The sequence below is a fragment of the Burkholderia sp. SIMBA_051 genome, from assembly GCF_046534915.1.
GTDB lineage: Bacteria > Pseudomonadota > Gammaproteobacteria > Burkholderiales > Burkholderiaceae > Burkholderia > Burkholderia ambifaria.
In genome coordinates this window covers 1-21323 of record NZ_JAWRXS010000011.1, presented here as the reverse complement: position 1 = coordinate 21323, position 21323 = coordinate 1, and the positions used below count along the sequence as shown (strand labels likewise).

The following is a 21323-nucleotide window of genomic DNA, read 5'->3' as shown; positions in this document are numbered from 1 at the left end:
TGTCAATCCTTTCACCACGGGAATTCGAAATGAGCAACCTGAATGGCAAGACCGCAGTCGTCACGGGCGCCGCAAGCGGCATCGGCAAGGAAATCGCACTGGAGCTCGCCAAGGCGGGGGCGGCTGTCGCGATCGCCGACCTGAACCAGGACGGCGCGAACGCGGTTGCCGACGAGATCAACAAGGCAGGCGGCAAGGCGATTGGCGTCGCGATGGACGTGACCAACGAGGACGCCGTGAACAGCGGCATCGACAAGGTCGCCGAAGCGTTCGGCTCGATCGACATCCTCGTGTCGAACGCCGGCATCCAGATCGTCAATCCGATCGAGAATTATTCGTTCTCCGACTGGAAGAAGATGCAGGCGATCCACGTCGACGGCGCGTTCCTGACGACCAAGGCCGCGCTCAAGCACATGTACAAGGATGATCGCGGCGGCGTCGTGATCTACATGGGCTCGGTGCACTCGCACGAAGCGTCGCCGCTGAAGTCGGCCTACGTGACGGCCAAGCACGGGCTGCTCGGCCTCGCGCGCGTGCTGGCGAAGGAAGGCGCGAAGCACAACGTGCGCTCGCACGTCGTGTGTCCGGGTTTCGTGCGCACGCCGCTCGTCGACAAGCAGATTCCGGAGCAGGCGAAGGAACTCGGGATCAGCGAAGAGGAAGTGATCAAGAAGGTGATGCTCGGCAACACGGTCGACGGCGTGTTCACGACGGTGCAGGACGTCGCGCAGACGGTGCTGTTCCTGTCGGCGTTCCCGAGCGCCGCGCTCACCGGGCAGTCGTTCATCGTCAGCCACGGCTGGTTCATGCAGTAATGTCTTCGCCTCCCCGACGGGAGGCGATTCCCGCACCACCGCCCATTCTCAAGACTCACGATGGCGTGCCGTCGATCGACGTCACGCCTTCCGTGTCCGCCATCCACGGCGGCATTTCTCGGAGCAACTGATGAAACCGCACGCGCGTACAGAAAAGCAGGCCGTCGATGCGGCGGACCTGCAACACGAGGCCGGCGCACCGGCCGCTGCGCGGTCGCTGCCGTACGAAACGATCGCGCTCGTCCTGCAAGGCGGCGGCGCGCTCGGCGCGTATCAGGCCGGCGTGTTCGAAGGGCTGCACGAAGCGAACGTTCCGCTCGACTGGATCGCAGGCATCTCGATCGGCGCGCTCAACACCGCGCTGATCGCCGGCAATGCGCCCGAACATCGCGTCGAGCGGCTGCGCGAATTCTGGGAAACGATCTGCCAGCCGGCGTTCTTTCCCGCGATTCCGGCGGCGTTCGAATTCGCGCTGTTCAACAGCATCGACCAGATCCGCACGTTCTTCACCGCATCGCAGGCCGCCAGCGCGATGATGCAGGGCCAGCAGGGATTCTTCGTGCCGCGCTTCCCGCCGCCGCTGCCGGGCGTATCCGATCATCCGGAAAAGATCAGCTGGTACGACACGTCGGCGCTGCGCGCGACGCTGCTGAAGCTGTGCGATTTCGACCGGATCAACTCGGGCGAGACGCGTGTGTCGGTCGGCGCGGTCAACGTCGGCACCGGCAACTTCGTGTACTTCGACAACTCGCGCATTCGCCTCACGCCCGAGCACTTCATGGCATCCGGCGCGCTGCCGCCCGCGTTCCCGCCCGTCGAGATCGACGGCGAGTACTACTGGGATGGTGGTGTCGTGTCGAATACGCCGCTGATGGAAGTGCTGCGCGCGCGCCCGCGCCGCGACACGCTCGCGTTCCAGGTCGATCTGTGGAGCGCGCGCGGGCCGCTGCCGCGCACGATGGCCGATGTCGCGGAACGCACGAAAGACGTGCAGTATTCGAGCCGCACGCGTTTCGTCACCGACACGCTGCAGCGCGAACAGCGCTATCGCAACGTGCTGCGCCACGTGCTCGACCAGGTGCCGGAGGAGCAGCGCAAGAACGATCCGTGGTGCGTCGAGGCTGAAGCGATGTCGAGCGGGAAGAAGTACAACATCCAGCACCTGATCTATCAGCAGAAGGCGTACGAGCACCACTACAAGGACTATCAGTTCGGTCTGTCGACGATGCGTGACCACTGGTCCGCCGGTCTCGACGACATCCGCAAGACGCTCGCGGTGAAGGACGGCCTCGCGCTGCCCGTCAACGACGCGGGCTTCGTCACGCACGACATTCACCGCCGCCGGTAGTGCCGTGTGCGGCGGACCGGCGCGCTGCCTGCGCCGGTCCGTCCTCTTTTCCGATTCGACATGCCGATTTTCATTGCGCTGTTCGCGCTCATCGCCATTGGATGGGGCGCGGTTCACCTGTTTCACGTCATCGCCGCGCAGTTCGGCCAGCCGGTCGCGATCGCGGCCGCCGTGCTCGCCGGCGCCATCCTGATCGCGCTGATCGCGTGGTGGATCAAACGCCGCCGCGACATCGCGCCGAACACGAAAGAGCAGGGCTGGACCCACATCATGCATCGCGCATGGGGCGAGGTGCGCGTGTCCGCGTCGCAGGGGCTGCTGTGGCTGTCGCAAGACGGCGCGGACGGCCGCTATACGCTGTCGCAGCTCGACGGCTGCGAGGCCGCGCCGATCGACGGCCGCTGGCATCTGGTCGTGCGCGTGCGCGACGCGGTGCGCGGCGAATGGAAGCTGCCGATGATGGACAAGCGAGATGCACGGCGCTGGGCGCGCGTGCTGATGCTCGCGAGGGACAACCGGCTGTGACGGGGCCGCGCCGGGTGCTGGCGTTGGCGTTGGCGTTGGCGTTGGCACCAGCCGGCCCGCATGTGGCAGCACCGGGCGACAGGCTGAAGCGTTCGGCTCGGCGCAGGCCTCATCCGATCAATTCGCCACCGCGGCATGCGTCCTGAACGGCAGCGCGATTCCCTATCGCGCGCCGAGCGCCCACAACGCGTCGAGCACGTGCTGTGTCGAGCGCTCGACCGGGCCGACCCGATGCGCGATACCCAGTTCACGCCATAACGCCGGACGCAGCGGCCGCATGACGATGCGTGCGTCGGGCGGCGGGGCGCCCGCCTCGTGCGGCAGCAGCGTCGCGCCGTAACCCGCGGCGACCAGACTCTTGATCGCATCGTTGTAGTTGAGTTCGATGCGCGGCTCGGGCCTGTGGCCGCCGAGCGCGAACCATTCCGTCGTGAGCCGCGACAGGCGGGTGGTCGCATCGTTGAGAATCAGCGGACGCGTGGCCAGATACGCCGGCGTCACACGCGCCGGAAGCCGCCAGTCCGCGGGCAGGAAGGCCAGCACCGGATCGCGCCGCCACGCGCGGATCGACAGCCCTGCCACCGCCGGCTGCGGCAACGCGACCAGCCCGACGTCAAGCGTGCCCTGCGCGATACGCGCCAGCGTGTCTTGCGACGTGAGCACCGCGATCTGCACGTCGATATCCGGATGCCGCTCGCGCAACCGCGCCACCGCCTGCGGCAACAGATGGGCGATCGCCCCGGTCGATGCGCCGAGGCGCACGCGTCCGGTGAGCCCCTGCACTTGCCGCCCCACGTCGTCGAGGGTCGACTCGACCTCGGCCAGCAGGCGACGCGCCCGCTCCACCAGCACGACACCGATGGTCGACGGCTGCACGTTGCCGCGCGTGCGCGACAGCAACGGCGCGCCGATACGGCTTTCGAGTTCGGCGACATGAAGACTGACCGTCGGCGGCGCCAGATGAAGCAGTTGCGCGGCGGCCACGAACGATCCTTGGTCGGCGATCGCGACCAGCGTACGCAGTCGGTCCAGACTGATCTCGCGCATGTGCCTCCTCTCGTTCAGGAAAACTGAATCTGGCAATCAGGAAATTCAACTTTTCCTATTCTAGGCGTTCGATGGACGATACGGCTTTCCCGATGCCCGAAACGAGGAACGCGACCATCATGAGCCTCCCCATTGTCTACATCGACGGCGACCAAGGTACGACCGGATTGCAGATCCACGAGCGCCTGCGGGATCGCACCGACTTGCAGCTCGTCACGCTGCCGGATGCCGAACGCAAGGACCCCGCACGTCGCGCCGAAGCCATCAACGCATCCGACATCGCGATTCTGTGCCTGCCCGACGCCGCGGCGCGCGAAGCGGTCGGCTTCATCCGGAATCCGGAGGTACGCGTGATCGACGCGAGTTCGGCCCATCGCACCGAACCGGATTGGGTCTACGGTTTTCCCGAGATGGTCGACGGACACGCGCAGACAATCGCGCACGCGCGGCGCGTCACCAATCCGGGCTGCTATCCGACCGGCGCGGTCGGTCTCCTTCGGCCGCTGCAACAGGCGGGCCTGCTGCCGCGCGATTACCCGGTGAGCATCCACGCGGTATCCGGTTACTCGGGCGGCGGGCGGGCCGCCGTCGACGCGTTCGAATCGAACGGCGCCGCACGCGCGCAACCGCTTCAGGTCTACGGCCTCGCGCTCGCGCACAAGCATGTGCCCGAGATCCAGCTGCATGCCGGGCTCGCGCATCGTCCGCTGTTCGTGCCGGCATACGGCGCCTATCGGCAGGGCATCGTGCTGACCGTGCCGATCGAGTTGCGCCTGCTCCCGGCCGGCGTGACCGGTGAGGCGCTGCATGCGTGTCTCGCGCACCATTACGCCGGCGCGCGCCACGTCGAGGTCACGCCGCTCGCGGACACGCGCGCGATCACGCATCTCGATCCGCAAGCGCTGAACGGGTCGAACGACCTGCGGCTCAGCGTGTTCTTCAATGCCGAGCACGGTCAGGTGCTGCTGGCCGCCGTGTTCGACAATCTCGGCAAAGGGGCATCTGGCGCGGCCGTGCAGAATCTCGACCTGATGCTCGGTGCAGCGAGCGCGGCGAAAGCGGCATAAACCGCGCACGGGGCACCATCGTCGGTCGGCCCGGCGCATCGCGGCCGTCGACGCGTCGGTGCCTGCGGAACGCAGCGGCTCGCGACGCGCCTGCATGCCGTAAACAGACGCTTGCCGATGCGCTGCACATGCCCCCGTAAAAGCTCACCTTTGGCCGATTTCAGCCCGCATCGTCGCTCGCCGCGGCGTTCAACCCGGCGAGCGCCTCCACCAGAAAATCGACACACACGCGCACCTTCGCCGACGCCGCAACGCGTTCCGGATACACGGCCCAGATGTTCGCCGGCTGAATCGCGTCCGGCAGCACGCGACAGAGCTCGCCGCGCTCGATCAGCGGCGCCGCTTCCCAGATCGAACGCAGCACGATCCCGCGTCCGGCCAGCGCCCATTGCACGGCCACCTCGCCGTGGTTCGTCGACAGCGCGCCGCCGACCTTCACCGTGGCCGTTTCCCCGCGCACGTTCAACCGCCAGACGCCGAACGGATGGTCGCGCTCCTTGATTGCGAGACAGTCGTGCGACGCGAGATCCGCGAGCGTGCGCGGCGTGCCGCGCCGAGCGAGATAGTCGGGCGACGCGCACAGCACGCGATGGTTGGTGGCGAGGCGGCGCGCGATCAGGTGATCGGCGATCTCGTCGCCGATACGCACGTCGAGGTCGTAGCCTTCGCCCGCGACGTCGACGAGCCGGTCGAACAGATCGAGCCGCACGTTGAGCTGCGGATAGCGCGCGGAGAAGTCGAGCAGCGCCGGCGCGACGACATGGCGGCCGAAGCCGAAGCTGCTCGAGATGCGCAGCGTGCCGCGCGGCACCGTGCGCGTGGTCGACACATCCTCGACGAGATGATCGACGTCGTCGAGAATCTTCTCGGCACGCGCGAACACGCGTTCGCCGGCTTCCGTGACCGTCACGCGGCGCGTCGAGCGATGCAGCAGGCGCGTGCCGAGCTGCGCCTCGAGCAGCGCGATGCGCTTGCTCACGTACGCGGGCGACACCGCGAGCTGCTCGGCGGCCGCGCTGAAGCTCGTCAGGCGGACGACCAGGCTGAATACGCGCAGGTCGTCGAGATTCGGCGATTTGTTCACGATTCGTGTAAAGTCGATTAACCTTTCACGTGATTCTAATCTGATTGGAAATAAATAAAATGGCGTCATGTTCCGCCGCGCACGCTGCCGGCGGCCCCGACCAGCCAAGGAGGCTTGCATGAGCGACAGGACGTACAGGATTGCCGTCATCCCCGGTGACGGCATCGGCCGTGAAGTGATGCCCGAGGGCCTGCGCGCGCTCGACGCCGTAACCGCGCGCTTCGGCATCCGCTTCCAGTTCGAGCAGATCGACTGGGCAAGCTGCGATTACTACGCGCAGCACGGCAAGATGATGCCGGACGACTGGAAGGCGCAGCTGTCGGGCATGGACGCGATCCTGTTCGGCGCGGTCGGCTGGCCCGCGACGGTACCCGACCACATTTCGCTGTGGGGTTCGCTGCTGAAGTTCCGCCGCGAGTTCGACCAGTACATCAACCTGCGGCCCGCGCGCCTGTTCGACGGCGTGCCGTCGCCGCTGGCCGGCCGCAAGGCGGGCGACATCGATTTCATGATCGTGCGCGAGAACACCGAGGGCGAATATTCGTCGGTCGGCGGCACGATGTTCGAAGGCACCGAGCGCGAAGTGGTCATGCAGCAGTCGATTTTCACGCGCCACGGCACCGAGCGCGTGCTGAAGTTCGCGTTCGAGCTCGCCCAGCGCCGCGCGAAGCGGCTGACCGTCGCGACGAAGAGCAACGGCATCGCGATCAGCATGCCGTGGTGGGACGCGCGCGCGGCCGAAATGGGCGAGCGTTATCCCGAGATCGCCGTGGACAAGCAGCACATCGACATCCTGTGTGCACGCTTCGTGCTGCAGCCCGACCGCTTCGACGTTGTCGTCGCGTCGAACCTGTTCGGCGACATCCTTTCCGACCTCGGGCCGGCCTGTACGGGCACGATCGGCATCGCGCCGTCGGCGAACCTCAACCCCGATCGCACGTTTCCGTCGCTGTTCGAACCGGTGCACGGTTCCGCGCCGGACATCACGGGCCAGTACATCGCGAACCCGATTGCCATGATCTGGTCGGCAGCGCTGATGCTCGACTTCCTCGGCAACGGCGCCGGGCGCGAGCGCGAAGCGCACGACGCGATCGTCGCGGCGATCGAGGACGTGCTGCGCGCCGGGCCGTGCACGCGCGATCTGGGCGGCCAGGCAGGAACGCAGGAAGTCGGTGAGGCGATCGCGGCGCGCATCGCCGGCTGACGGAATGATGTGAAGGGTGCGCCAGGTGGTCGATGGATGTCGTGTTCGAGGGTGAGCAACACGACTGACTGCCGCGCACCTTTGTCTATTTCGATGTGCGCGTTTGCATTCATGCGTACGCGCGTGCGTGTGTGTCGTTGTCGATTTCAAATCGGTGAGTTGCATCGCGCATCGATGCACACCGGTTCAATCTCACGGTGCGTTTTGCGAAGATGCCGTGGATACCGCGTTCGAATCACGTGCGGTTCGCGTGCGCTCGGCAACCGAGCACGCACGTTGATGCGCGCGCGCGTTACTTCCATCGGCGCATTCGCGCCGTTTCCTGAGACGATTGATCGGTGAGATGCAGAGCGTGAAGAGTCACACCGTTCCGCACAGAATGCTCCATCTCCCGTAAACACTCACCTCAACAAGCGGCTCCCGTATTTCCTCACCTTTGAGTATGCGTGGACGTTCTCGCTGCGTGATCGAGCACGTCCACGCGTCGTCATCGTGCCGCGTCACAGCCCGAGATCGGACAGGCCGGGATGATCGTCCGGACGGCGCCCGAGCGGCCAGTGGTACAGGCGATCCGCTTCGCGAATCGGCAGGTCGTTGATGCTCGCGTGGTGATGCGCCATCAATCCGTTTTCGTCGAACTCCCAGTTCTCGTTCCCGTATGATCGGAACCAGTTGCCCGCGTCGTCATGCCATTCGTATGCGAATCGCACGGCGATGCGATTTCCCCCGAACGCCCACAGCTCCTTGATCAATCGGTAGTCGAGCTCGCGCGTCCATTTCCGCTGCAGCAGGCCGACAATCTCGTCGCGGCCCGTCACGAACTCCGCACGATTGCGCCACCGGCTCTGCGGCGTATAGGCGAGCGAGACGCGCTGCGGGTCGCGCGTGTTCCACGCATCTTCGGCGGCGCGCACTTTCTGGCGCGCCGTGTCGAGCGTGAACGGCGGAACGGGGGGACGAACTTCCGGGGAAGCGGACATGGAATGCTCCTGTTCAAGGTTCTGGCTGCGCACGAACGCAGCCGCTTGGGACGCACTACTTCGACGCTCGAGACACCGTATCGAGCAAGAGTTCTGCCGTTGCGCGCGCATCGCGCGGGGCGGTGACATCGCCGCTGACGAGCGCCACGCCGATCGCGCCGTCGATCAGCACCAGCCATTGACGCGCGAGGCGGGCCAGCCCGCGACGCTCGATCCCGGCGTCGTCGGCATACGCGTCGAGCCGCTCGCGCACGAACGCCAGCAGGAGCGCCTTGTGCATACGCGCGACGACGCGCACCGGATCGTCGGCGTCGGCAATCTCGCCGGATGCGTTCAGGAACGCGCAGCCGTGAAAATCAGGTTGCGCAAACCAGTCGCGCAGCACATCGAACATGCCGAGCAAGTGCGCGCGCGGCGACTTGCCGCGCGAGAGCGTTGCATCGACGAACCAGCGCATCCAGCGTTCGTCACGGCGCTCGAGCGCGGCGACGACCAGCGCCTCCTTCGATTCGAAATGCGAATAAAAGCTTTTTCGCGCGGCACCGGACCGCTTCACGATCGCGTCGACACCCGTGGCGTGAATGCCGCCCGAGTAGATCAGCGCTTCGGCCGCGTCGAGCAGCCGGTCGCGAACGGCCGGTTCGCCGGAGAGGTCATCATGTGTGTTCATGGGTTTACGGTTGAACGATCGTTCTCCCTCGTCAACAACCGTGTGAAATGGTCCTGGCGGCGGCTGGCGGGTGGCGGGTGGCGGGTGGCGGGTGGCGGGTGGCGGGTGGCGGTCGGTCGTCGCGTCGAGCCTGCCGTTCGAACCGCGATAGTCGAACGGTGAAGGGATCCGATAGCTGGCAGCGCACCGCTCGGTGTCGATCGGCAGGCTCACGGGTGAGTTCGCACGTCAGTGATCGCCTCACGCATCGACGCTGCGGCGTGATCGCGCTGTGCGGTGAGGTGCTGCCAATGTGCCGCCGCGGGAACAGAGCAAAACCGTCGCAAGCGGATGATGCGGCTAGGGCTCGCTACTCAAGCACGGCAAGAGAAAGCGGAAGGGCGGGAAGAAAAACACGCGTCGGGCGACGCGACAAAGAATGGGCTGGTGCGCGGGGCTTGATGGGTGAGGTGCATGCGTGATTGCATGTCACCGATGCATCCGGCGGAATCGCAGCGTGATCGCCGTCGTTCAGCAAACGAGAAGGGGTGTGCCAGCAGGCATTGCGCAACGCGCAACCGCTGCATTGCGCGCCCAAACGCGCCATCAAAGCGCGATCGAGCCGCCATTCGGCACGCGCGCACAGCTCCCGAATAATCTCACCTTACGAGTTTATCGAAGCCGAGCGGCCCCGCAAACGCGCGTACCGGCGGGGCAGTCGGCAAACGCGCCGTGCTGCCCCGCCAGCACTCAGACCGTCCAGTCGAGAATCACCTTGCCGCTTTCACCGGACAGCATCGCGGCGAAGCCTTTCTCGTAATCGTCGGCCGCAAAGCGATGCGTGATGATCGGCGACAGATCGAGGCCGCTTTGCAGCATCGCGACCATCTTGTACCAGGTCTCGAACATCTCGCGACCGTAGATGCCCTTGATCTCGAGCCCCTTGAAGATCACCTGGTTCCAGTCGATCGCCGTCTGCGCGGGCGGAATGCCGAGTAGCGCGACCTTGCCGCCGTGATTCATCGCCTCGAGCATGCTGGTGAACGCGCTCGGCACGCCCGACATCTCGAGGCCGACGTCGAAGCCTTCCGTCATGTGCAGGTCGGCCATCACGTCGCGCAGCGACTCGCGTGACACGTTCACCGCGCGCGTCGCACCCATCTTGCGCGCGAGCTCGAGCCGATAGTCGTTGATGTCGGTGATCACGACGTTGCGCGCGCCGACATGCTTCGCGATCGCGGCGGCCATCACGCCGATCGGGCCCGCGCCGGTGATCAGCACGTCCTCGCCGACGAGATTGAACGACAGCGCCGTGTGCGTCGCGTTGCCGAACGGATCGAAGATCGACGCGAGATCGTCGGAAATCTCGGGCGGGATCTTGAACGCGTTGAACGCGGGAATCGCCAGATACTCGGCGAACGCGCCCTCGCGGTTCACGCCGACGCCGACGGTGTTGCGGCACAGATGCCGTCGCCCCGCGCGACAGTTGCGGCAGAAGCCGCACGTGATGTGGCCTTCGCCGGACACGCGATCGCCGATCGCGAAGCCGCGCACTTCCTGCCCCATCTCGACGATCTCGCCGACGTATTCGTGACCGACGTGCATCGGCACGGGAATCGTTTTCTGCGCCCAGTCGTCCCACTTCCAGATATGGATGTCGGTGCCGCAGATCGCCGTGCGGTGAATCTTGATCAGCACGTCGTTGTGTCCGACTTCAGGGCGCTTCACGCGCGTGAGCGTGAGGCCGGGGCCGCGTTCGAGCTTTGCCAGTGCTTTCATGGTCGCGCCTCCGTCAGATGATGCCGAGCGACTTGCCGACGCGCACAAACGCGGCGACCGTCTGATCGATCTGTTCGGGGGTATGCGCGGCGCTCATCTGCGTGCGGATGCGCGCGCGGCCGCGCGGCACGACCGGGAACGAGAAGCCGATCACGTAGACGCCTTCGGCGAGCAACTTGTCGGCCATGTTGGTTGCGAGCTGCGCGTCGCCGAGCATCACCGGGATGATCGGATGGGCGCCCGGCACGAGCGTGAAGCCCGCGGCGGTCATCTGCTCGCGGAACCGCACGCCGTTCTCGCGCACACGTTCGCGCAACTTCGCGCCTTCGTCGCTGCCGAGCAGCTCCAGCACCTTCAGCGATGCCGCGGCGATGCTCGGCGTCAGCGTGTTCGAGAACAGGTACGGACGCGAACGCTGGCGCAGCAGTTCGATCACTTCGCGGCGCGCGGCGACATAGCCGCCCGATGCGCCGCCCAGCGCCTTGCCGAGCGTGCCGGTGATGATGTCGACGCGCCCGTCGACGCCGCAGTGCTCCGGCGTGCCGCGGCCATGCGCGCCGATGAAGCCGACCGCGTGCGAATCGTCGACCATCACGAGTGCGCCATAACGATCGGCGAGGTCGCAAATGCCTTTCAGGTCGGCAATGATGCCGTCCATCGAGAACACGCCGTCGGTCGCGATCAGCTTATGGCGCGCGCCCGCAGCGTCGGCTTCCTTGAGCTTCGCCTCGAGGTCCGACAGGTCGTTGTTCTTGTAGCGGAAACGCTTCGCCTTGCAGAGGCGGATGCCGTCGATGATGCTCGCGTGGTTCAGCTCGTCGCTGATCACCGCGTCGTTCTCGTCGAGCAGCGTCTCGAACAGGCCGCCGTTCGCATCGAAGCAGCTCGAATAGAGGATGCTGTCCTCGGTGCCGAGAAACGACGCCAGCGCGCTTTCGAGCTGCTTGTGCACGGTTTGCGTGCCGCAGATAAAGCGCACCGATGCCATGCCGAAGCCGTCCTGCTCGAGACCGGCCTGCGCCGCGGCGATCAGGCGCGGATCGTTCGCCAGGCCCAGATAGTTGTTCGCGCAGAAATTCAGCACGCCGGCACCGCCGGCCAGCCGCACGGCCGCCGCCTGGGGACTCGCGATCTCGCGCTCGGTCTTGTAAAAACCGTCCGCGCGGATCTGGTCGAGCGTCCCGCGCACCTGGGCGAGAAAGGCATCACGCATCGCAAAGCTCCTGACAGGGATTCGCATTCCGCAGCGCCCCGCTCGTGGCGGCGGCGCAACGGCCTGCTACTGTTATAGTCGGTCGTTCGGTTGACCGCATTTATCCAATATTCCGAACTAGAATTCGAAATACCGAACAACTCTAAGCGAACGGAAACCAAATGGCAAGTTCCTCCGCGTCGCGGCGCACGCCTGCCGCCGCCGCACCGCAACCGTCGGGCGTGACGCCGCCGCGGGTCGGCGAGCAAATCCAGCGCCTGCGCAACGAGCGCAAGCTGACGCTCGACGACCTGTCGCGCGCGGCCGGCGTATCGAAGTCGATGCTCTCCGAGATCGAGCGCGACAAGGCCAATCCGACGATCGCGGTTGCGTGGCGGCTCACCAATGCGCTCGGCATCACGCTCGACGAACTGTTCTCGCAACCGAAGGCGGCGGAGACGATCCGCGTGGACGGCCCGCACGACATTCCGACGCTCGCCGGTCACGACGGCCGCTATCAGTTGCGCGTATGGGGCCCGATCGACCTGGCCGGCAAGTTCGAGTGGTACGAACTGACGCTGCCGGGTGGCGGCGCGCTCGTATCGAACGCGCACGAACCCGGCACGCGCGAGCACCTCACCGTGCTGCACGGCGCGATGGAAATCGAAGCCGCGACCGCGAGCCGGCGCCTGAAGGCGGGCGACACCGCCCGCTACGCGGCCGACACGCCGCATGCGATCCGCAACCCCGGCAAGGCCGAAGCGCGCGCATTACTGATCGTGATTCATCGCTGAAAATGCGGATAGCTGGCCGAAAGGCCAGTTGCGGAAAATACTGTATGTTTGTACAGTATACGAACATTCCGCCATGCATGGCCGGGTCGGCGCACCGAGGCGCCGCTCCGGTCGACAGGAGCCTGCGATGACAGAAGAACAAGATTTGGCCGCGCTCAGCTTCAAGGCTGCCGCGCACGACCTCGAGCTGATCGTCCGCCATATAGCCGAGCGCTATATCCGTCAGCGCGTCCCGCTGTCGTGGCGTCTGCTGCACGCCATCGAAGCCGAGGCACTCGCCGATCTCGGCTTTGCCAGCCGGCACGACGCCGGCATGCGTCAACTGTTCGAACGGCCGTCGGACATGACCTTTCCCGAAACGGACGATCCGATCGACTTCGGCCGATCGAATGCGCTGCCCGCCGTGTTCTCGTTCGCGGTCCTCGCATATGAAGCTGCGGCGCGGTCGCAGGAAGCCGCGCACCGCGAGCGCGTTCAACGTCCGTCCAAGGCATGGGGTGACTGATGCCCCGCCCGGATCTTCCGACACGGCGGCCGGCTCTCGCATCCTGCTGCCCGCGATGTTGCGCAAAGGGCTAGCATATACGCAACTAACGGAATAAATAACATGTCCCTTCCCACGCCCTCCGACACCCCTGCACGCCCGGAAGAAAAGGATCTGTTCGACCGCGGCGCATCCGACTGGATCGTGTCGCCCGAAACCGCATTCGACGCGTGGCTTGCCATGCAGGACTACCGCCGTTCGTCAGCCGACGTCTATCGCGCCCAATGGGGCGCGTTTCTCACGTGGCTGCGGGCCCACCAGAAAAACCTGGCGACGGTCGATACCGCATCGATCGCGAACTTCGTCGGCGAGCTGCCTATCCGGAAAACGCAGCGCATGCGCTATCTTCGGCTGATCGAGCGCGTGCTCGACCACATCCGGCGCACCGAGCTCGCGTCCACCAATCCGGCCCGCTTCATTGCTCAGGATGGCGAAGCGAACTGGCGCCAGGCACGCGACAACGAGCCGACCGGTTTCCTGACACCGGCCGAACGCGCGAAGTTGCTGGCTTACCTGTTTTCGCCGATCGGCGTATCGGGCTCCGCCTACTGGAAAGAGCGGCGCGACCGCGCGCTCGTCGCTGCGTTTCTCGGCGCCGGCGTGAAGACCGGCGAAGCACGGGCGCTTACTATTAGTTGCATCAACACGAGCGGAACGTCGCTGCAGATCCCGTCGACGCATCCGGATTTCGCGCGCGAAACCCATCTGGCGTCGTTCGCGATCGCGTTGCTCGAGGCGTGGCTCGTGGAGCGGAAGCGTCAGGAGATACCCGGCGAACTCGTGTTTCCGGCGTCGCACACCGGACGGCCGATGCACAAGGCGACGATGCTGCGCGCGATCGATGCGATCGTCGAATCGGCGGGGCTCACGTCGTCGCGCACCGCGCGCGCGAGCCCGCAAACGCTGCGCAACACGTATGCGGCCGAACTGTTCGAACACGACGTGCCGCCCGAGCGGGTCGGCAAATGGCTCGGCTTCATGCGGCCGATCTCATCGAACCGCCTGCATCGCGCATGGAAAAACTGGCGCGACGGTCTCGCCAACGGTGACGCGCACGTCCCCGACGAAACTCACTGATGCCAAGCACGGCTGCTCACGCGACATGATCCGTGAGCAGCCTTGTGCGGCGTAGCCTCACCGTTTCACAGCTCCCGAAAAACCTCACCTCACGCATCCCGCATTACCTCACCTGTGCGATTGCTGTGCCGGCTGGGGCGCGTCAGTCGCGTGCAAAACGCGCGATCGCTTCAAATCGGGAAGGCCACGGCCCCGACGCATGTTCGCATTCGGGGCACGAAACTTCGAACCCGTCATCGCCTTGCGCCAGTTCCGGTTCACCGTCGCAACGCGGGCACTGGCTCGGCACCGGAACTTCGTGGTCCAGCGACGTACCGATCGCAGCATACGCGTCCGCATCCAGTTGACCCGCATTGGCCAGGCGCCGGATCAGCGCGGCGATTTCCGGATTCATCCCTTGGCTCGCGCGCAGCCTATTCGCGTCGCGCGTCGCGCGTTCCAGTTCATCGCCCTGGCTGCGCAACTGTTCCTCGAGCCGGTCCGCACGCGCCTTGGCCGAACTCAATTGCTGAAGGAAATCGAATTCCTTGCGCTGCACGTCGCGCAAACCGCTCTGGTAGGTCGCCGCCATGCTGCGCAACGAGTCCAGCTCGACCAGCATCGGTTTGACGCGACGCTCGGCTTCGGCCACCGCATCCTTGATCTGCTGCGCATAGTGTTCGGTGCGCTGCTGCAATTCCGCTTGCAGCGTATCGATGCGATCGCGCAGCGCGGCGTTCTGCGTTTGCTCGGCGTCGACACGGGCGGCCATCGCGGCCAGTTCCTTTTCGAGGCGGGCGATCGTGGTGAGCAACGTCGCTTCATTTGCCGAACCGTGCGTCGATTGCGAGGCCAGCTGCACTTCGAGCTCGGTCACGCGCGCCTGCAGCTGGTCGTTGCGGGTTTCACTGCGCGTCAGCGCGCCTTCGAGTGTTTCCTGGCGAACAGCTGCGTCGCGCAGCCGCTGTTCCGCATCGCTCACGCCGGCGCGAATCTGTTCGCGGTCGACGTCGAGACTTTCCCTCGCCGCCTTTAATGCTTCTTCATATAGTGCGCCGAGCAATGCGCCGGCCTTTTCCTCGACCGCTTTCGGAATCGCCGCGCCGTCGAGCCGGACTTTCGATGCGGTACGGATTCGTTCCCAGAAATGGTCGATGTCCTTCGGAATGTCGCTGGCACTGCCGGTCTGGGTCAGATCGCGGACGTTGGCGGCCGACGGCCGGATGCCGAGATCGAAAAACAGTCGTTTGCACGCATGCAGCGACAACTCCTGGCGGCGTGCGCCGCTCGCGCGCAGCGATTCCAGTTCTTCCCGAATGGCTTCACGCATTTCATCCAGCGTCATGACAGGGCTCACAAACATTCATATGTTGCGATCATAACGAAATACGTATTTTTTGATACTTGTTTTGGTCGACCGTGGCGAATTTACGTCGCTGTGCACAGAAACTGAGGCTGTGAGCCGATTCGGTCGAAGCAGCTCTCCAATTCCGTGAAACAAAGCGAACAAAACGGGCCAAGTCCTTGTACTGAAAGCGTTTTGGAGCAGACCCCGAAAAAGTGCATTTGTTTCACATGCAGAGCGTCATCGTAGCCCGTCGGTGTTCAGGGTTTGGGGTCTCTGTGGAAAACTCGACGACCGATGTCTTGAGAGTATTAGAAGTAAACACCCTTGAACCCTTAGTTAAAAACGTTAACGCCACGGCACAGCCTTATGTAACAAGGCTTTCCGGCCGACAAGGTGAAGTTTTACGGGAGCCAAGGTGATCTTCTGCGGGAGCTGAAGTGATGGGGTTCGGGGAGCTGCGTGAGCCGATGCAGGAAAGGTCGTGAGCGGATTCGGGATCACAGTGAAACACGAGATTTCCCAAAGGTGAGGTTTTTCGGGGCCACACAGCCGCGGAACCCGCGCTGTTCCTAAGCGCACAGTTTTCTGCCTGTGCAGACACAGGTGAGAATTTGCAGGACCTTCTTCGCGCCCTCATTCTGCCCATCTTTTGGGCAGTTTTCGTGAAAGGTGAGGTTTCACGGGACGCCACAGGGTTTTGCTGTGAGGGTTTCCGGGAAACGAGCGTCATTTTGCACCGCAAAGGTGCCCTGTGGGAACTGTGAAGCCCCAAAGGTGAGGTTTTTCGGGAGCGAAACCCGGGTTTTCTTGGCCGGATCCCTTGAGGTGAGCTTTTTCGGGGCATCAATCACAGGGCCGCCATGCGCCATATGGGTGAGTATTTTCGGGAGCTGCATTTGCCTAAAAATTAGTCAAAGGTGAGGCTTTTCGGGGGTCATCACAGGGAAAATTCGCTGAAAAGCCCGCCCGGACTGACCGAAATCTGATTTTCGCTGTGCCACTTTTTGGCACAGGTGAGAATTTTCAGGAGCCGACAGGCAGCTGTCGCATTCGGCCGGATGCCGGAAAGGTGAGGTTTTTCGGGGGATGATCGCCGGGCCCACCCGAACGCTTGCCGCACATAAGTATCGGATGCCATTGACATTTTTGATACCGCGGCGGTTACGGTGAGGTTTTTCGGGAGCGGCTTTCGCATCCGTTGGAGCGCCGCTTTTTTTAATAAGGTGAGGCTTTTCGGGAGGTCCTGGCGGCTGATCCCACGTGTGTCGGGGATTCTTCGGCATCCCGGTCCCAGAATTCCGAGCCGGTGAGGTGAGAATTTTCGGGACCGAACGGTTTCTGTGCGCTGTACAATGCGCGCCCGGGCCTGCGAAACGGCTGGGATCGACGCGGCAGAGCGCCTTTTTGGCACGGATTTCCGGATCACCGAGGAAATTCGCGGTCTCCCGGTCAGCCATGCCTGTACATGCATACAGGCCGGTGCGGGCCCATCCGAGCGCAGCCGTGAGATCCAGTAGGGACCCTGTGACGAGGACCCGGAAGCGCAGTCGTAAAATTACGACAAATCGAAAGGTGAGCCGATACGGGAGCAAGTTTCGCACGTGTCGAGCACAGGCAAAAATCTGTGAGTCCGCGCATCCCGCGACACGTCTGGACGAGTCCGAAACGCTGTAAATCCGGACCGGTGAGGGTTTTCGGGAGAGGGTTGGGGTGAGGGCCGGTTTGTACGCGCACTTCACCGGCTATGGTGAGCATGTCGTTCTGGACGCACATCACCACAGGCGCTATCCTTCCGTGAAACTTCTCCCTCCGACCCGACGCATGGCCACGAAGCGCGCCAAGAAAACCGATGTGGATGTGGTGAGTGCCAGTTCAGCCGAATTGCGTAAGGCCGTCGAGGCGATCGCAATTCAGCCGAAAAGCGGCAAGATCACCCTCCTGACCCGCAAGCTGTTCAACGTCCTGCTCGCCGTCGCGCAGCAGGCCGACGACTCGGGCGACACCTACCGCGCGCTGCTGTCGGATATCGTCGCCAACTCCGCCTTCGATTCGAACGACACCGCACTGGTGAAGGAACACCTGCGCCGCATGGTGTCGGTCCAGGTCGAATGGAGCACGGGGACGTCGAGCCAGAAGCCGGGCCGCAAGTGGGGGATTTCGACGCTGATCGCCGATGCCGAAATTCTCGAGGATCCGGCCACCCGTCGCGTGTGGGTCGAATTCTCGTTCGCACCGAAGATCAAGAAGAAGCTGCTCGACCCGGTCCAGTACGCGCGTCTGAGCCTGCAGTTCCAGAGCCAGCTGCGCAGCAGCGCCGGTCTCGCGCTCTACGAGATCTGCGTGCGCTATCTGACGAACCCGAGCCACCTGACGATGCGCGAGCCGTGGGAATGGTGGCGGCCGATCCTGTCGGGCACCCCCGATACGGAGGCCGGCGACGAGGCGAAGCGCGAGTACAAGTACTTCAAGCGCGACTATCTGCGTCCGGCGATCGCCGAGGTCAATGCGGTCACCAACATCTTCGTCGAGCTGATCGAGCATCGTGAAGGGCGGCGGGTCGCGGAGATCCAGTTCCGCGTGACCGAGCGCAAGCAGCCGATGCTCGCGCTCGACGAGCATCCGAACGTGTTCGACAGCACGCTGGTCGACCGGATGGTGAAGCTCGGGATTCCGCTCAAGGAAGCGCAGACCCTCTACGCGGACAGCGAGGAAAACCGGATTCGCGCCGCGCTGCAGATGACCGAACAGCGGATGCGCAGCACGACGCTGCCGCCGGTTCGCAGTGCGCCCGCGTTGTTCAAGGATGCGCTGAAGAAGGGTTATGCGCCGCCGGTCGAGTCCGTCGACACGCTGCCGTCCGGCATGCCCGCAGCGAAGGCCGTCGCGGCGCAGCCGGATGATCTGAAGGCGCGGCTGCTGAGCGAATTTTCGGCGTTTCGCCGCAAGGAAGCGAAGGTGCTGTACGAGGAGCAGGGCGACGCGGAGCGCGAAGTGGCGCGCGAGTCGTTCGAGTCGGAAGTGTTGCCGACGATGGGCTCCCACCTGCGTGATGACTGGCGCAAGCGCGGCCTGGATTCGAAGCTGGCCGAGACGGCGTTTTTCGACTGGCTGGCCCAGAAGACCTGGGGCGAGCCGACCGATGGCGACCTGCTGTCGTTCACCCTGAATCAATCACGGGCCGCCTGAGGCCCGCTCAGGCCCCTCTGACGGGCCGCCGCCGGCCACCCGCCCAACCGGCGGGCCCGGCGCCTCGCCAGGCCCTGCCGGCCGTTTCCCTCACTCCGACAACAGCATCCGCTCGAGCTGCTCGAGGATCGCGTCGCGCTTGTCTTTCGGGAGGCCGCGCAGGCGCAGTTCGATGCGGTCTTCGCCATACGACTTCAGGTCGCCGACCGACTTGCCGCCGAGCTTGATCTCGAGACGCTGCGCATAGCGCTGGCGGCCCGCCGGCTTCGGCGTCTCCTGCGCCGCGACGCGGCCCTTGACGATGTCCGATACCTGGCGCGTGCTGAGATCGTCGGACACGATCTTGTTGATGAGCCGCAGCGTCGCCTCGGTACCGCGCGCATTGTGATATCGGCCGACCTGATACGCCATGTTCGAACCGAAGCGATCGGGGCGCGCGACCATCTCCTGCATCACGGTTTCCGGCAGCTTGCCGATCGACAGCGCAACCGCGACCGTCGACTCGTCGAGGCCGAGATGTTCGGATAGTTCCTTTTGACTCTGGAAGTGCTTGTCGTCGAGGAAGCGGCGCCACACGACGGCGTTGTCGAACACCGTCTGCGAATCGCGTTGCACGTTCAGGTCGTAGCCGAGCTTGTAGCTCTGGATCCCGATCGGCACGTCGATCACGATCGCCTTCACCGACTCCTTGTTCGCTTCCTTCAGCGCGCGCACGCGACGGCCGCCGTCGCTGACGAAATACGTACCCGGATTGTCGTAGTCCGGAATCACGTGGATCGCCTGCTGCTGCGCCTGCTTCGCGAGGTTGACCGCGAGTTCGGCAATCGACGATTTCAGATAGAAGTGCCGCGGGTTGAACGGGCTATGCTTGATCGCCTTCAGCGGCAGCTCGATCACCTGGCCGGGCGCATAGCGATTTTCGAGGCGCCACGCGCGATATTGCGGCGATTCGTCGACCGACGAATCGAGCAGGACTTCAATAGCTGGCGGCGGCGTGATGTCCTTCTTGGCGGACTTCGTCGGGGCCGGCGTGGCCGTGTCGGACTTGACGATGCCGTCGATGGCATTGAGCCGATCAAGCGCCGTGCGCTTCTCGCTCGTCGTGATATCCGGGCGCGCTTGGAATCCTTTTGCAAATTGGGAGGGCTTCATGTGACTCCTTTATGCGCATAAAGTCAGGGCAGCATGGCGACGATTTCGTCGGCACATGCGCGGATTTCCGCGGCGGCCAGCTTGGCGCCGCGGTCGTTCATCTGCAGCACGGTCTGACCGAGCGCCATCGCTTGCTTGTACGCTTCCCGGGTCGGGATTTGCGTCTTCAACAACGGGAAGCCGAGTTCCTCGAGCGCGCGCTTGAGTTCGCGCGTCAGCATGCGCTTCTCTTCGGTCTTGTTCAGCAGGAAGACGGCGCGGAGGTCTTCGTTCATCACCTGCGCCTGCTGGATCAGCTTGACCAGCCCGACGCTCGACCAGTAGTCGGCCGGCGACGACGAAGTCGGAATCACGGCGATCGATGCGGCCAGGAGCACGACGCCGGAGACCTTCTCGGTGATCGACGGCGGGCAATCGACGACGATGATGTCGTAGTCGTTGATGAACTTCTTGATCTCGCGATGGATTTGGCCGCCGGCTTCGGCGAGGTTGACGACCGGGAAAGGGATGCCGGCGTCGCTGTCACCCGATGCGCTCGACCAGTGAATCAGTGTGTTTTGACCGTCGGCGTCGATGACGAGGACACGCTTCCCTTTCTCATGGAATGCCGCGCCGAGATGCATGGCAATCGTGCTTTTGCCGACGCCACCTTTTTGTTGAGTGACTGCAATGATTTCCGCGGCCAATTTTCACTCCTGTTTTTGGTCGTTGGAATTCTACAGGACGATATTTATATTTCAATGAAATTGTCGTTCACAAACTACGCATTGGCCATTCGGGCTATCGGTTTATGCGCATAAACGAAGGGGGGTGCCCAGACGGCGGCAGTGGTGAGAAGCGAGATTGCGGGGCATCGATGATGAGCGGACCGAGCTTCGCGCAGGCTGATGTTTCGGGATCGCGTTCGAGATGTCGATCGCTGAGATGTGTCAGGACCTGCCCTTCCGCTTGTTGAGGGAGGACGTTGCCGAGACAGCGGCGGAGTTTGTGCGCATAAACTTCCGCGCAGCGGAGAGCATGTACGACTCGGGGCCTTGCTTTGAGCACGAGCCCGAACGATGAACTGCGCGTTGCTTAGGGCGACGGGATACGCGTCATGTGCAGCGAGACCGCGTTGATTGCCCCCGGCCTTTATGCGCATAAACCATCGAGAGGATCTGCGACCATTCGCGGTCGCACGTCGGCTCGCATGCGTAAAAGTCGCCCCACGACGATGCCCCGAACACCATCGCGTATCGGCTCGCTGATGAGTCGACGTATAGATTTTCAGGAGCCAGTTGCGATATCAGTCGACTGCCCCACTCCGGGAAGCGACGGCTTTATGCGCATAAACCGAGCGACAGATAAACCGGACAGCGGTCCTCCGGGTCGTAGGCCGCGTACGCCATAGCGATGCGTTGTGCAATTCCCCCACGCTATTTGCCCGTGAAGACGGCTCACGTATCGCTCCGCGCCATGCACTTTATGCGCATAAACGCATCACGGGCATCACGGGCATCACGGGCATCACGGGCATCACGGGCATCACGGGCATCACGGGCATCACGGGCATC

General features: G+C 64.1%; 18 protein-coding genes. 9 read left to right on the top strand and 9 right to left on the bottom strand.

Annotated elements, in window-relative coordinates; all coding sequences use genetic code 11:
* Positions 1-29: 29 nt before the first annotated feature.
* The 3 genes from SB771_RS25150 to SB771_RS25140 all read left to right on the top strand — a co-directional run bounded on the left by SB771_RS25150 (position 30) and on the right by SB771_RS25140 (position 2688).
* The gene (locus SB771_RS25150; protein ID WP_105788036.1) at positions 30-815 is read left to right on the top strand and encodes a 3-hydroxybutyrate dehydrogenase; all 786 of its coding nucleotides are present in this window, start codon (positions 30-32) and stop codon (positions 813-815) included.
* A gap of 130 nt (positions 816-945) precedes the next feature.
* Positions 946-2163, top strand: coding sequence for a patatin-like phospholipase family protein (locus tag SB771_RS25145; RefSeq protein WP_175659910.1), 1218 nt, complete (start codon positions 946-948; stop codon positions 2161-2163).
* A 60-nt stretch (positions 2164-2223) separates the two neighbouring features.
* A complete protein-coding gene (locus SB771_RS25140; RefSeq protein WP_175659911.1) occupies positions 2224-2688 on the top strand; it encodes a hypothetical protein in 465 nt (154 codons plus the stop codon).
* A gap of 162 nt (positions 2689-2850) precedes the next feature.
* On the opposite strand, the gene SB771_RS25135 is transcribed toward SB771_RS25140, so the two are convergent.
* Positions 2851-3735 (bottom strand): LysR family transcriptional regulator, encoded by an 885-nt coding sequence (locus SB771_RS25135; protein WP_175659912.1) that lies wholly within the window; start codon positions 3733-3735, stop codon positions 2851-2853.
* A gap of 119 nt (positions 3736-3854) precedes the next feature.
* On the opposite strand from SB771_RS25135, the gene argC reads away from it, so the two are divergent.
* Positions 3855-4802, top strand: coding sequence for an N-acetyl-gamma-glutamyl-phosphate reductase (gene argC / locus SB771_RS25130; RefSeq protein WP_175659913.1), 948 nt, complete (start codon positions 3855-3857; stop codon positions 4800-4802).
* Between the two features lie 160 nt (positions 4803-4962).
* Here argC and SB771_RS25125 read toward each other — a convergent pair whose 3' ends face one another.
* Positions 4963-5886 carry a LysR substrate-binding domain-containing protein gene (locus tag SB771_RS25125; protein WP_011659913.1) on the bottom strand — a complete coding sequence of 308 codons (924 nt, stop codon included), beginning with the start codon at positions 5884-5886 and terminating at the stop codon, positions 4963-4965.
* 118 nt (positions 5887-6004) lie between these two features.
* Between SB771_RS25125 and SB771_RS25120 the strand changes: the two genes are divergently transcribed.
* Positions 6005-7090: a tartrate dehydrogenase gene (locus SB771_RS25120; protein ID WP_175659914.1), complete on the top strand. Its 1086-nt coding sequence runs from the start codon at positions 6005-6007 to the stop codon at positions 7088-7090.
* A gap of 500 nt (positions 7091-7590) precedes the next feature.
* Here the strand turns inward: SB771_RS25120 and SB771_RS25115 are convergent, their stop codons facing one another.
* The 4 genes from SB771_RS25115 to SB771_RS25100 all read right to left on the bottom strand — a co-directional run bounded on the left by SB771_RS25115 (position 7591) and on the right by SB771_RS25100 (position 11711).
* A complete protein-coding gene (locus SB771_RS25115) occupies positions 7591-8070 on the bottom strand; it encodes a DUF1348 family protein (protein ID WP_175659915.1) in 480 nt (159 codons plus the stop codon).
* A 55-nt stretch (positions 8071-8125) separates the two neighbouring features.
* On the bottom strand, positions 8126-8740 hold the full coding sequence (locus tag SB771_RS25110) for a TetR/AcrR family transcriptional regulator (RefSeq protein ID WP_175660152.1): 615 nt from the start codon (positions 8738-8740) through the stop codon (positions 8126-8128).
* 729 nt (positions 8741-9469) lie between these two features.
* Positions 9470-10498, bottom strand: a complete 1029-nt coding sequence (gene tdh / locus SB771_RS25105) for an L-threonine 3-dehydrogenase (protein ID WP_006751655.1) — start codon at positions 10496-10498, stop codon at positions 9470-9472.
* A 13-nt stretch (positions 10499-10511) separates the two neighbouring features.
* On the bottom strand, positions 10512-11711 hold the full coding sequence (locus tag SB771_RS25100) for a glycine C-acetyltransferase (RefSeq protein WP_126226302.1): 1200 nt from the start codon (positions 11709-11711) through the stop codon (positions 10512-10514).
* Positions 11712-11872: 161 nt separating this feature from the next.
* On the opposite strand from SB771_RS25100, the gene SB771_RS25095 reads away from it, so the two are divergent.
* From SB771_RS25095 to SB771_RS25085, 3 genes are all read left to right on the top strand, one after another.
* Positions 11873-12484 carry a helix-turn-helix domain-containing protein gene (locus SB771_RS25095; RefSeq protein WP_105832665.1) on the top strand — a complete coding sequence of 204 codons (612 nt, stop codon included), beginning with the start codon at positions 11873-11875 and terminating at the stop codon, positions 12482-12484.
* A 127-nt stretch (positions 12485-12611) separates the two neighbouring features.
* The gene (locus SB771_RS25090; RefSeq protein WP_012365035.1) at positions 12612-12989 is read left to right on the top strand and encodes a DUF2471 family protein; all 378 of its coding nucleotides are present in this window, start codon (positions 12612-12614) and stop codon (positions 12987-12989) included.
* A gap of 102 nt (positions 12990-13091) precedes the next feature.
* A complete protein-coding gene (locus tag SB771_RS25085) occupies positions 13092-14105 on the top strand; it encodes a tyrosine-type recombinase/integrase (RefSeq protein WP_175659916.1) in 1014 nt (337 codons plus the stop codon).
* A 142-nt stretch (positions 14106-14247) separates the two neighbouring features.
* Here SB771_RS25085 and SB771_RS25080 read toward each other — a convergent pair whose 3' ends face one another.
* Positions 14248-15429 carry a DNA-binding protein gene (locus SB771_RS25080; RefSeq protein ID WP_011659904.1) on the bottom strand — a complete coding sequence of 394 codons (1182 nt, stop codon included), beginning with the start codon at positions 15427-15429 and terminating at the stop codon, positions 14248-14250.
* Positions 15430-17253: 1824 nt separating this feature from the next.
* Between SB771_RS25080 and SB771_RS25075 the strand changes: the two genes are divergently transcribed.
* Complete coding sequence (locus SB771_RS25075) at positions 17254-18618, top strand: replication initiation protein (RefSeq protein ID WP_012365031.1); 1365 nt, start codon at positions 17254-17256, stop codon at positions 18616-18618.
* Positions 18619-18708: 90 nt separating this feature from the next.
* On the opposite strand, the gene SB771_RS25070 is transcribed toward SB771_RS25075, so the two are convergent.
* Both SB771_RS25070 and parA read right to left on the bottom strand, forming a co-directional pair.
* On the bottom strand, positions 18709-19770 hold the full coding sequence (locus tag SB771_RS25070) for a ParB/RepB/Spo0J family partition protein (RefSeq protein ID WP_175659917.1): 1062 nt from the start codon (positions 19768-19770) through the stop codon (positions 18709-18711).
* Positions 19771-19793: 23 nt separating this feature from the next.
* Positions 19794-20456, bottom strand: coding sequence for a ParA family partition ATPase (gene parA / locus SB771_RS25065; protein WP_006751663.1), 663 nt, complete (start codon positions 20454-20456; stop codon positions 19794-19796).
* Between the last annotated feature and the right edge of the window lie 867 nt (positions 20457-21323).